We start from the raw sequence: 12,583 nt of genomic DNA on the forward strand, positions 1-12,583 counted from the left end.
CCTTTCTGGGTCCTGGGGGCCTGAACGGCGGAGGGGCTGGACGCGTGTCCAGCCCCTCCGCCGTTGCCGTTTCCCGGGCGGGCGGGAGTCGGGGCCGGTGGGGTGGGGTGCGCCTGCGGCGGGCCTTGTTCCCTCCCCGCCCCTTCCCGTAACCGGGGGCTCCGCCCCCGGACCCCCGCTCCTCAAACGCCGGAGGGGCTGGATGGTGGGGCGGAGAGGCCGTGGGCTCGTGAGGGGCGAGGACTGGTGCCGTGGCTCCCGAAGCCGGGTCCGCATGCTTGTCGGATGGGTCGGATCGTGAGGTCGACGGCCGTATGTTCGGACGCGGACCCCGGGCACCGTCCCGCTCCCGATAGGCTGGGCGGATGACGCGAGCCGAGCAGCCAACGGTCGTGAGCCCCACCTCCGACACACTTGCCGCAGACTCACGCGAGCGCGCCGTACGAGCCCTGTTGCGTGTTCCCCCGCTGAAGCGGTTGTGGAGCGCCCAGCTCGTCGGCAGTACCGGCGATGCACTCGCCCTTCTCGTGCTGGTGTTGCTGTCGCTGCAAGCGGCGGTCCTTGAGGGCTCATTCGGATCCGGATACCGCGGGGCGGCCTTCGCCGTCGCCGCCGTCTTCGGGGCCCGGATTATTTCCACCCTGCTCTTCGGAGCCGTACTCCTGGGGCCGCTGACGACCCTGACGGCGCCGGGAGGGCCGCTCGACCGGCGATGGCTGATGATCGGCGCCGACGGGCTGCGGCTCGCGCTGCTGGTCGTCGCGCCCCTGTGGATCGACTGGATGCCCGACAGGGCGCTCATGATGATCCTCATCACCGTCTTCGTCACCGGCGCCGGTGAGCGCCTGTGGACGATCGCGAAGGACGGGGCGGCGCCCGCGCTGCTGCCCGCGCCGCCGATCGAGGGCGCCGCGGTGCGCCCGTTGCCGGACCACCTCGACTCACTGCGCCGGCTGTCCCTGCGTACGGACTTCGCCGCCGTTCCCGCCGCCGCGGCCGTTCTGCTGGTCGCCACGCTGATCGGCAACCTGCTGGGCTCGGGCCTGGAGTGGTTCTCCTTCCACCAGGCGGCCCTCGGCTCGTACGTCGCGGCCGGGCTGTTCTCCGCCTCGATCTCCACGCTGTACTTCCTGGAACTGCCCGGCACGCCGACGCCCCGTCCGCGCTCGCCCCTGGAGGGGCTGCGCCGGCCGTCCGCCGGCAGCGGACCGGACAAGGGCCGCACCGGCGCCGTCCCGCTGATCGTCGCGACCTGCGCCGCGGTCGCCGGCGCCATCGCGGCCGCGGCCGCCGTCGCCGTGCTGGACGCCGCCGACCTCGGCGGCGGCCCCGCCACCTTCGCCCTGCTGATCCTCGCCCTGACCGGCGGTACGGGTGTCGGCATCCGCACCGCCCAGAAGGTGCTGCCCACCCTGTCGCGGCGGCGGCTGCTCTCCCTGGCCACCGCCGTCACCGGAGTCGCCCTCCTGGCGATGGGCCTGGTGCCCGACACGGCGACCGTCCTCCTGCTCGCCGTACTCGCCGGATACGCGGCGGGTGTCGCCGCGAACACCGGCCACGTGCTCGTCGACCAGGAGACCGAGGAGTTCCGCCGGGCCCGGACCACCGAGCACCTCCAGGCCGTCGTCCGGGTCCTGATCGCGCTCGGCGCGGTCGGCGGCCCGCTGGTGGCCGCCGCCATCGGCACCCACCGGCTGACCGCGGGCGACTTCGTCTTCGCGCACGGCGGCGCCGCCTTCACCCTGATGCTGATCGGTGCCCTGCTGCTGCCGGTCGCCGCGATCGTCCTCGCGAAGACGGACGACCGTTCCGGAGTGCCGCTGCGCCGCGATCTGCGCGAGGCGCTGCGTGGGGGCGACCCGGCGGTCGCGCCCGCCGGGACCGGCTTCTTCCTCGCCCTGGAGGGCGGTGACGGAGCGGGCAAGTCCACCCAGGTCGAGGCGCTCGCCGAGTGGATCCGTGCCAAGGGCCACGAGGTCGTCGTCACCCGCGAGCCGGGTGCGACCCCCGTCGGCAAACGGCTGCGCTCGATCCTGCTCGACGTCTCGTCGGCAGGGCTTTCCAACCGGGCCGAGGCACTGCTGTACGCCGCCGACCGCGCCGAGCACGTCGACTCGGTCGTGCGTCCGGCGCTGGAGCGGGGCGCGATCGTCATCTCCGACCGCTACATCGACTCGTCCGTCGCCTACCAGGGCGCGGGCCGTGATCTCGCGCCGACCGAGATCGCCCGGATCTCGCGCTGGGCGACGAGCGGACTCGTACCGCATCTGACGGTGCTTCTGGACGTCGACCCGCAGACCGCGAGGGAACGGTTCACCGAAGCGCCCGACCGGCTGGAGTCCGAGCCGCCGGAGTTCCACGCCCGGGTCCGCTCCGGCTTCCTGACGCTGGCCGCCGCCGACCCGACGCGTTACCTGGTGGTGGACGCCGGCCAGGAACCGGAGGCGATCACCACGGTCGTACGCCACCGGCTCGACCAGCTCCTTCCGCTCTCCGAGGCCGAGATCAAGGCCAGGGAAGAGGCCCGCAAGGCCGCCGAGGAAGAGGCCAGGCGCCTCGCCGAGGAGGAGGCCGCGCGCAAGGCGGAGGAGGAGCGTCTGGAGCGCGAGCGCCAGGAGCAGCTCGCCAAGCTCCGCGCCGAGGAGGAGGAGCGCAAGCGCCGCGAGGAGGAGGAAGCCCGCAGGCGCGAGGCCGAACGCCAGGCGGAGGAGGCCAGGCAGCGAGCCGAGGAGGCCCGCCGCATCGCCGAGGAGGAGCGCGCCCGGGTCGAGGCCGAGGACGCGGCCCGCGAGGCCGAGCAGGCCCGGCTGCGCCGCCAGGCCGAGGAAGAGGCCCGGCTGCGCCAGGAAGCCGAGGCCCGGCGGCTCGAAAAGCAGCGCAAGGCGGAGGAGGCCCTGCTCCGGGCCGAGGCGGCCCGGAGGCAGGCAGAGGCGGAGGCCGCTGCCGCCGCGGAGAGCGCCCGCGCCCGGGCGGCGGCCGCGCAGGCGGAAGCCGACGCGGAGGCCGCCGAGGCCGCGCAGGCTTCGCGTGCGACCGAGAGGTCCGGGTCGTCCGGGCGGCCCGGGTCGTCCGGGCGGTCCGAGTCGTCCGAGCCCTCCGTGTCGGACAGCGAGCTGACGGTGCCGACCCCGATCGTCAATCCGAACGAGATCACGCAGCCGGTGCCTTCCCCGGTGGATCCGCAGTCCGGCTCCGGCCGGCCCCGCAGCGCGTCGCCGTCCGCGCCCTGGCCCTCGGACGAGGCCGAGACGGCGATGATCCCGAAGATCTCCGACGCGCCCGGGCATCCCGGTGCGGCGGACGAGACGGCGGTGCTGCCGCCGGTACGGGACGAGGGGCGGCACAACTCCGCACGCGACGCCGACCCCGCGGACCGGGTACCGCGCGGCATCTTCCGGGACGAGCGCCCGGCGGCCTCCGCCCCGGAGGGCGAGAACGAGCGCACCCGCGAACTGCCGCAGATCACCGACCCGCAGGCGAACCCGCCCGCGGACCGGGACCGGCAGGGGGCGTCCGGCCGGCCGGGGCGTCCGCGCCCGGACTGGGCGGAGGAGACGCCGCTGGACGATCTGCCCACGCTGGCGGACGAGCTGCTCGGCGACCACGACGACGAGGACCCCGGGCCCAGGGGCCGGGGACGCCGCCCGCGTCGCTGACCGGGTACGACGCCGATGGCCCCGCGCGAACAGGCGCGGGGCCATCGGCGTCCGGCCGTCCGGGCCGGCTTCGTTTCGCCGGCAGTCTGCCGGGATTGTCAGACCCGTCCCCCACAATGGGAAACCGGACCGACGAACATCACGGCGACAGTCGTGACAGCCGTGACGAGAGCCACACGGGCCGCACCCCGTTCCACCGGAACGGCGGCTCGGCTCGCACACCACCGGAAGGGCGGTGACCCATGTCCGTATGGGACGACCTGGTCGGCCAGGACCGCGTTCAGGAGCAGCTCGGCGCCGCCGCCCGGGACGCCGACGCGCTGGTCACCGCACATTCCACGGGGCAGCCGGTGCCGCCCGGCTCGAAGATGACCCACGCCTGGCTGTTCACCGGCCCCCCGGGCTCCGGCCGGTCCACCGCCGCCCGGGCCTTCGCCGCCGCCCTGCAGTGCACCAGCCCGGACCGTGCCCTGGGCGGGGCGCCGGGCTGCGGCTTCTGCGACGGCTGTCACACGAGCCTCATCGGTACGCACGCCGATGTCGACGTGATCCGCACCGATCTGCTGTCCATCGGCGTGAAGGAGACCCGCGAGCTGGTCCGCCGTGCCCAGCTCTCGCCGGCCGTCGGGCGCTGGCAGGTCATCGTCATGGAGGACGCCGACCGCCTCACCGAGGGCGCGGGCAATGTGCTGCTCAAGGCGGTCGAGGAGCCCGCGCCGCGCACGGTGTGGCTGCTCTGCGCGCCCTCGCTGGAGGATGTGCTGCCCACGATCCGGTCGCGTTGCCGCCACCTCACGCTGCGCACGCCGTCGGTCGACGCCGTCGCCGATGTCCTGATCCGGCGCGACGGTATCGATCCGGAGCGGGCCGCGTCCGCCGCCCGCGCCACCCAGGGACACATCGGCCGGGCCCGCCGCCTCGCCACCGACGAGCGGGCGCGTGCCCGCAGGGCGGCCGTCCTGAAACTGCCGCTGCGGGTCGACGACATCGGCGGCTGCCTCAAGGCCGCCCAGGAACTGATCGACACCGCCACCGACGACGCGAAGCAGGCGGCCGAGGACGTCGACGTCAAGGAGACGGAAGACATGAAGGCCGCACTCGGCGCCTCGGCCGGGGGCCGGATGCCGCGGGGTACCGCAGGGGTGATGAAGGAGCTGGAGGACCGGCAGAAGCGCCGTAAGACCCGCACCCAGCGAGACAGCCTCGACCTGGCGCTCACCGAACTGACCGGGTTCTACCGCGATGTGCTCGCCCTGCAGCTGGGTTCCCGGATCGCCATCGCCAACGCGGACGCCCAGGACTCCCTCGACCGCATCGCCCGTTCGTCCACACCGGAGCGCACCCTGCGCCGGATCGAGGCGGTGACCGCCTGCCGCCGGGCCCTGGACCGCAATGTGGCGCCGCTGCTCGCCGTGGAGGCGATGACGATGGCGTTGCGGGCGGGCTGAGACCGCCGGTCACGGCGCGACGGTCGCACAGGCCGGCCGATCTCCGAATCACCCGAAAGAGCAGGGAATCGGACGAGCCGACGCCCGGCGGCTACGCTCCCGACATGCATACCAGGCGTCCGCTCCGCACCCTCGCCCTAGCGCTCGGCACCGCCGGCCTCCTCATCTCCGGCTGTACCGACGGGGGTTCGACGACGGGAGCCTCGTCGCCCGCGCAGGCGGCCTCGGCCACACCCTCCGCCGTACCGGCGGCGCTGAAGCCGTTCTACGCCCAGCAACTGGGCTGGCGGGACTGCGGGGTCACCGGATTCCAGTGCACCACGATGAAGGCGCCGCTCGACTACGCGAAGCCGGACGGCGGCGAGATCAAGCTGGCGGTCTCCCGCAAGAAGGCCACCGGTCCCGGCAAGAAGATCGGCTCCCTCCTGGTCAACCCCGGAGGTCCCGGCGGATCGGCCATCGGCTATCTCCAGGGATACGCCGCGATCGGCTACCCCGCCCAGGTGCGCGCCCGCTACGACATGGTCGCCATCGATCCGCGCGGGGTGGCGCGCAGCGAGCCCGTCGAGTGCCTCACCGGTTCACAGATGGACGCCTACACCCAGGTCGACCAGACCCCCGACGACGCCGTCGAGGTCACGAAGCTGAGCAGTTCGTTCAAGAAGTTCGCCACCGGCTGCGAGCAGCGCTCGGGCGAGATCCTGCCGCACGTCTCCACCGTGGAGACGGCCCGCGACATGGACATCCTGCGGGAGCTCCTCGGGGACGAGCAGATGCACTACGTCGGCGCCTCGTACGGAACGTTCCTGGGTGCGACGTACGCCGAGCTCTTCCCGGCGCGGGCGGGACGCCTCGTGCTCGACGGTGCGATGGACCCCTCGCTTCCTTCGGCCGAGATGAACCGGGACCAGACCGCGGGCTTCGAGACCGCGTTCCAGTCCTTCGCGGCGGACTGCGTGAAGAAGGCGGACTGCCCGCTCGGCACGACGTCCGCCGCCGATGCGGCGACGAACCTGAAGAAGCTGTTCAGCGACCTCGACGCGAAGCCGATCGCCACGGGTGAGTCCCGCAAGCTCGGCGAGTCCCTCGCCACCACGGGCGTCATCGCCGCCATGTACGACGAGACGGCCTGGCCCCAGCTCCGCGAGGCGCTCACCGGTGCCGAGGCGGGCGACGGCTCAGGGCTGCTCTCCCTGGCGGACAGTTACTACGAGCGCGAGCCGAACGGCACGTACGCGAACCTCATGTACGCCAACGCGGCCGTGAACTGCCTCGACCTCCCGCCCGCCTTCGCCACCTCCCAGGCGGTCACCCAGGCCCTGCCCACCTTCGAGAAGGCCTCGCCGGTCTTCGGGAAGGGCTTCGCCTGGGCCTCCCTGAACTGCGCGTACTGGCCGGTCCCCGCCACCGGCACCCCGCACCCCATCAAGGCCGAGGGCGCCGCCCCGATCGTGGTCGTCGGCACCACCCGGGACCCGGCGACCCCGTACAAGTGGGCGCAGTCCCTGGCCGGCCAGCTGTCGTCGGGCACGCTCCTCACCTACGAGGGCGACGGGCACACGGCGTACGGCCGCGGCAGCGACTGCATCGACACGGCGATCAACACGTATCTCCTGGAGGGCACCGCGCCGGACGACGGCAAGAAGTGCTCCTGACCTGCGGCTGAGGCGTGGAATCGGGGCGGTACGGAGCACCCCTCGAAACTGTGTAGACTTGGCGTCGCTGCTGATCGCATCATGGTGCGACAGGGCGTGCCGCCTTAGCTCAGTTGGCCAGAGCAACGCACTCGTAATGCGTAGGTCTCGGGTTCGAATCCCGAAGGCGGCTCGGAATTACCCCAGGACTCACTCGCCGTGACCTGGGGTTTTTTCATGCCCGGGGCGTGACGAGCCGCACGACGGGATGTCGTGGAAGTGCATGCGTGAGCGATGCGTGAGCGGAGCGGCTCAGCGATCTACTTCTTGGGCCGCTTGGCCTTGCCCTTCCTCTTGCTCATGGCCTGGGCTTTCTCCTTGGTCTTCGCCTTCTTGGCGGCCTTCGCGGCCTTGCGGGCGGCCTGCTCGGCCTCGGTCCGCCGCTGGAGGGGGACCAGCTTGGCCGCGGCCTCGGCCGCGCTCTTTCCGACGTGAGGCAGGACGCTCTGGTAGATGTCCCGCGTGATCCGGGTGTCGCTGTGTCCGAGGGTGTCGGAGACGATCTTGACGTCGATGCCGGCGGCGAGCATGAGCGTGGCCGCGCCGTGCCGGAGGTCGTGGAGGCGGATGGGTGGGAGGCCGGACGCGGCGACGAGCCTCTCGAAGAGGTCGGTGACTTTGCCGGGGTGGAGCCAGGAGCCGTCGGCCTGGGTGAAGACGAGGCCGGTGTCGACCCAGGCTGCGGCCCACTCTGCTCGGTCCGCGTTCTGCTGTGCGCGGTGGTGTTCCAGGACCTCGACGGTGTCATTGTCGAGTGCGACGACGCGGAAGCCGCTGTCGGTCTTGGGTTCGGAGGTCTCGACGTCCCATCCGTCCTGGACGAGCTGGGCGGAGACGGTGAGGGAGTGGGTGGCGAGGTTGGTCTCCGACCAGGGCTGCCCACACGCTTCGCCCCGGCGCAGGCCACGGAAGGCGATCAGGTGCCACATGGCGTACAGCCGGTCTTTGGCGACGAAGTCGAGGAAGGCGCCGGTCTGCTGGGGTGTCCAGACCATGACCGGGGACGGCTTCTCGCCCGTCTGCTCCCACTTGGCGACCCGCTCGTCGGTCCATACGAGCGCCTTCGGCTTGCGTACGGGGTCGATCTCGACGTGGGCGGCGGGGTTGAAAGTGATGATCTGCTGCCCGATCGCGTCGTTCAGAGCGGCTCGGAGGGTGGCCTTGACGTGCTGGCGCGTGGCGGGTCCGGTGATGCGACGGTAGGGCGGCATCTCGTCGATGGCGGCCTTCATCGCCTTGCGGCGGGCTCGGTTGTCCGCGCCCTTCCACGGGACGGTCGCCAGTTCGTCGATCGCGGCTCGGCGCTGGGTGTTGTCCTCCAGGATCTGGGCGTTGGCGTCGCGGATGTCGGTGAACATCTCGCTGAGGTGGCTGACGCGCAGCCGGTCGAGGCGCCGGCCGCCGATGTGCGGCTTCAGGTGGATGCGGATGTCGGTCTCGTAGCGGTTGAGGCCGGACTTGCGTATGCGCTTGCCGGCCAGCCAGCGGTCGAGCCATTCGGCGACGGTGAGGCTGCCGATGAGGTCCTGGCCGGCGTTGAGCCGCCGCCTCGTCTCCTCGACCTCCGGCAGGGGTGACCGTTCGCGGCTGACCTCGGCCAGCATCTCGGCGATGAGTTCGGTGCCCTCGGGGTCGTCCGAGTCGGCGAGTCCGAGGAGGGCGCGTACGTGGTCGAGGTCGGCCTGGGCGGGCTTGAGGCTGCCGTATCCGCCCCGGGCGAAGGAGCGGCGGCTGCCGTCCTCGCGGGGTGAGAGCTCCTGGCGTACGGAGTAGGTGCAGTGGTTCCTGCTGTTGCGCTTGGGGCAGGAGGTGCCGAGTTCCTTGCCGGACTTGGGGTCGCGGCAGGAGCAGCGGCGGTAGGTGGAGCCCTTCAAAGATCATTCTCCTCGGTGGTGTCGGGATCGCTCTCGGGGGAGTCGGTTACGCCGGCCACGTCCGGCCACAGAAACGGGGGCGTGACGCCCTCTTCCTCGATGAAGGCGCGAACCCTGCGCAGGCGGTCTTCGGCGTCGTCGGCCGCCTCGGCGGCACGGGCCTGGGAGCGGAGGGCCTCGGCCTTCCGGTCGGCATTTGGTGCGGTCTGGGCGTGGTAGCGGGCGTACTCCTCGTCGCGTCGCGCGCTTCGCAGTCGCTCTTGGGCGGCGTGATGAGCCCGGAAGTAGCGGAGCATGTCGTCGTCCGCGCCGAGTTCGGTCTCCTCCCCGGTGAACCAGCGCAGCGCGTTCAGTGCGGAGGTGGAGTCCTGGAGCGGGAGCTGCTGTACGTCGTCGATGTAGCCGACGGGATAGATGAGGCAGATGGGCGGGGTGTTCAGTGCCTGGGCCAGGACCATGACGTCGACCAGAGGCAGGTTGGAGCGGCGCCCGGACTCCATGTTGGCGATCACGTTGCGGGGGATCGGATGGCCGATCTCCGCGCACTTGTCGGCCAAGTCCTGCGCGCTCCAACCCAGTTCCTTCCGTCGTCTGCGGACCTCGATGGCCACGGTGGCCATGACCTGATCCACCCACTCCAGGACGTCGTCCTCGTCGTCGGCCTTCTTAGATCCATGATGGCTGCGGCGTTGTGTCATGTAGACACATTAGCTTGCTTAGCGTTGATTCCAAGACCTGGAGACGAGCGCGGCAGCCGCGTTCGCCGTGGGCTCAGTCATGGATGGAGCGCGCATGCGTGAGAACGAAGAGGCCGGCCGGGCGAAGGGGATGAGCCGCGAGGAGCTTCTGGAGCTTCCTGTGTCCGTTGACCTGGAGACGGGCAACCGGGCTCTGGGGCTTGGGCGGAGCAAGGGGTATGAGCTGGCCAAGCGTGGCCAGTACCCGTGCAAGGTGCTCAGGCTCGGGAACGCCTACCGGGTGGTGACCGCAGACCTGCTGTCCCTACTGGGGCTGGCAGCGTGAGGCGTCAGATGGATGTCGGGGGCTTCTGCGCTGAGCTGACACAGAAACGCTGGACTGTGGTGCGGCGTGGACGTACTGTCCGTGGTCGCTCGCGGTGCCGAAAGCCCCGCGAGAAGGGGGAGAGCCTCCGGCGGTGCAACGCCGGAGGCCCCGAGACTCCCCAGCAATCCCGTGAGAACCGACCCGGCGGCAGGGGCGTGCTAGCCCAACGCCGCCAGACGAGGAGTCGCCCAGTGCAACCCGAGGACCCCGAGTCCTATTCCGCCCCCGCCCGAGCGACCTGGCCCGCCACAGCCATCCCCGGCCGGCCGAGCGCCCACTCGCAAGTTGACAGTGCCGCGGCGGACCCGAGCGACGGTACGGCCGACGCCAGCGCCAGCGAAGCGGATCCTGCGGACAGGCTGGAGGCCATCCCCGACGCGGAGCCGACACCGGGCTCGGAGCTGCTTGACGAACTGCGTTCCCAGATAGCCCAGTTCGTGATCCCTCCCTCATCGGAGGCGTTGGACGCGATCACCCTGTGGGTGGCGGCAACACATCTCCAGCCCGCGTGGCAGCACGCCCCACGTCTGGCGGTGGTGGGGCCGGCGAAGCGCTGCGGCAAGTCGCGGCTCCTGGACGTGCTGACTGAGACGGTTCACGAGCCGATGCTCACCATCAACACCACACCAGCGGCCATCTTCCGCTCGATCAACGAGGACGAGCCACCGACGTTGCTGGTGGACGAGGCCGACACCATCTTCGGCCCCAAGGTCGCGGAGAAGAACGAGGAGACGCGTGGCCTGCTCAACGCCGGTCATCAGCGCGGCCGGTATGTCACGCGGGTCGTCGGCAACGACCACACCCCGCACAAGTTCGCCACGTTCGCGATGGCGGCCATCGCGGGTATCGGGGACCTGCCGGACACGGTGATGGACCGGTCGGTGGTCATCCGCATGCGGCGCCGGGCCGATGGCGAGAAGGTCAAGCCTTTCCGCTCACGGCGCGACATCCCGGCCCTGCACGAGCTGCGCGACCGCATCCACACCTGGGCCCGCCCACTGTTGGAGGACGCCGCAGACCTGGAACCGGACATGCCGGTTGAGGACCGTGCTGCCGACACATGGGAGCCCCTGGTGATCGTTGCCGACCTGGCAGGCGCTAGCTGGCCCCGGCTCGCGCGGATTGCCTGCGCGCGGATGGTCGCCGCCGAAGTGGCGGCCGAGGAGGACCATCCCAGCGGGGCACGCATACTCGCCGACATCCGCCGGGTCTTCTTCGCCCAGCGTGAGGCGGACAGCCTCTCCACCGCGGATCTCCTCTACCACCTGAACGCGGACGACGAAGCTCCGTGGGGAGAGCGGGGGCGCTACGGCCTGACCTCCCGGGAACTCGGAGCGATGCTGCGCGACTACGACATCCGTCCCGGCAACGTGCGTATGGCCGACCGGTCGCAGCGCAAGGGCTACACGCGCAACAAGTTCCTCGACGCCTGGCGGCGGTACTGCCCCACCGTCCACCCGGTCCTCGCCCCCCGCGGCGAGGACTGAACCCCACCCTCCCTGGTTGCCGTACTTGCCGTCCCTGCCGTGATCTCGCAGGTCAGAGCACATACCGGCAAGACGGCAGCCGAGGGCAAGACGGCAACGCAGGCGTCTCCGCGCAGGTAGCGCGCCAGTCAGGAGACACCGCCCGGATCCGTCTTGCCCCGTCCCAGGCGTCCTTGCCGTATCGCCGCCGGTCGCCGCCCTGCTCGCCGGGACGGATGCCGCGAAGCAGCCGTCCCGGCAGCGGCAGGCTGCGCCCTGGCAGGAAGCTGCCACCTCCTTGTCGCGAGTCAGGACAAGACGGTGGCGCTGCCTGCCGAAACGGTATGTCCGGAGCGCTGCCGTCCCGCGCTGACCTGCACGTGCAACGGCCAAGACGGCAAAGACGCCCCACGCCACTACCCCCAGGAGCTTCCCTCTTGACCGCCCCGCACCTCACCACGCAACCAACACGACCACGAGACGACGCCCGCAGCGACGAGAAGCCGAAGAAGCGGGCTGACGCCGAGCAACTCGTCCTCGGTGCGGCCGGCCTCGTCATCGTCGCGCTGACAGCCGGAGCGTTCTGGCTCTCCTACGCGCACCTCGCCGACGTCGCCGGCCAGCACGGGCTCGGCGCATCCCGCATCCGCCGCTGGGCCTGGCCCGCCACTCTGGACGCGTTCATCGTCGCGGGCGAACTGCTCATGCTGCGCGCGGTGCTGCGCCGGACAACCGACCCCTGGGCGATAGCCGTGACAGCTGCCGGATCAGTCGGCTCGATCGCGCTGAACGTCGCCGGGGTCAGCGGCACGGACAACGCGCGCAGCGTCCCGTTCCTCGACTACGTGGTCGCAGCTGTTCCTCCGGCCGCCGCGATGGTCGCCTTCGGCGTCCTGATGCGACAGATCCACCAGCTCGTCGCACCGTCCGACGACGGCTCGGACACCGGTTCCGCACAGGCACAAGACCGGTCGGTCGGCGACATCAGCCACAGCCACCGAACGGATTCCCCTCCCGATGGTGCGCAAGCCTCGAATAACGAGCGGACGGAACCTGCGTCCCAGACGTCAGATAGCAAACCGAGCGGTGGCCGACCGCCGAAGGCGACCATCGCGGAGCTGACGGATATCGGCCGGGCCACCGGTCATCAGCACGGCAAACTCACGCGCGGCCTGCTCCGAGCGGCTGTGAAGGACCGAGACCTGACGATCGGCAGTGAGCGGCAGACCGAGGTGATGGAGCGGCTTCGGCCGGAACTCGAAGCCGTCGGTATCGAGGTCTCCAGGCGCTGACGCCTGGCCTGCTCGGGTGACCGGAACCCTTCCGGTCACCCGAGCATTGGCCAACCGATTCGCAGACTTCCACAGCCGTGGCCAACGC

Annotated in this window: 8 protein-coding genes and 1 tRNA gene; 7 read left to right on the plus strand and 2 right to left on the minus strand. The window is 71.2% G+C overall.

Annotation, left to right across the window (positions count from 1 at the left end; translation table 11 throughout):
* The first annotated feature begins 365 nt into the window (after positions 1-365).
* The 4 genes from tmk to OG959_RS20695 all read left to right on the plus strand — a co-directional run bounded on the left by tmk (position 366) and on the right by OG959_RS20695 (position 6,931).
* On the plus strand, positions 366-3,656 hold the full coding sequence (tmk, locus tag OG959_RS20680) for a dTMP kinase (protein ID WP_326660522.1): 3,291 nt from the start codon (positions 366-368) through the stop codon (positions 3,654-3,656).
* Positions 3,657-3,898: 242 nt separating this feature from the next.
* Complete coding sequence (locus OG959_RS20685; RefSeq protein ID WP_326660524.1) at positions 3,899-5,104, plus strand: DNA polymerase III subunit delta'; 1,206 nt, start codon at positions 3,899-3,901, stop codon at positions 5,102-5,104.
* Between the two features lie 104 nt (positions 5,105-5,208).
* Positions 5,209-6,759, plus strand: coding sequence for an alpha/beta hydrolase (locus OG959_RS20690; protein WP_326660526.1), 1,551 nt, complete (start codon positions 5,209-5,211; stop codon positions 6,757-6,759).
* 98 nt (positions 6,760-6,857) lie between these two features.
* Positions 6,858-6,931 (plus strand) — tRNA-Thr (locus tag OG959_RS20695).
* Positions 6,932-7,058: 127 nt separating this feature from the next.
* Here the strand turns inward: OG959_RS20695 and OG959_RS20700 are convergent.
* On the minus strand, positions 7,059-8,672 hold the full coding sequence (locus OG959_RS20700; protein WP_326660529.1) for a tyrosine-type recombinase/integrase: 1,614 nt from the start codon (positions 8,670-8,672) through the stop codon (positions 7,059-7,061).
* Positions 8,669-9,370 (minus strand): helix-turn-helix domain-containing protein, encoded by a 702-nt coding sequence (locus OG959_RS20705; protein WP_326660531.1) that lies wholly within the window; start codon positions 9,368-9,370, stop codon positions 8,669-8,671. Before OG959_RS20705 ends, OG959_RS20700 begins: the two co-directional genes overlap by 4 nt.
* 94 nt (positions 9,371-9,464) lie before the next feature.
* On the opposite strand from OG959_RS20705, the gene OG959_RS20710 reads away from it, so the two are divergent.
* The 3 genes from OG959_RS20710 (at position 9,465) to OG959_RS20720 (ending at position 12,495) form a co-directional block, all read left to right on the plus strand.
* Entirely contained in the window at positions 9,465-9,695 is a 231-nt protein-coding gene (locus OG959_RS20710; protein ID WP_326660533.1) for a hypothetical protein, read from the plus strand.
* A gap of 233 nt (positions 9,696-9,928) precedes the next feature.
* Complete coding sequence (locus OG959_RS20715; RefSeq protein ID WP_326660535.1) at positions 9,929-11,224, plus strand: DUF3631 domain-containing protein; 1,296 nt, start codon at positions 9,929-9,931, stop codon at positions 11,222-11,224.
* A gap of 416 nt (positions 11,225-11,640) precedes the next feature.
* Positions 11,641-12,495 carry a DUF2637 domain-containing protein gene (locus OG959_RS20720; RefSeq protein ID WP_326660536.1) on the plus strand — a complete coding sequence of 285 codons (855 nt, stop codon included), beginning with the start codon at positions 11,641-11,643 and terminating at the stop codon, positions 12,493-12,495.
* The last annotated feature ends 88 nt before the right edge of the window (positions 12,496-12,583 follow it).

Source organism: Streptomyces sp. NBC_00385, from assembly GCF_035917155.1.
Taxonomy (GTDB): domain Bacteria; phylum Actinomycetota; class Actinomycetes; order Streptomycetales; family Streptomycetaceae; genus Streptomyces; species Streptomyces poriferorum.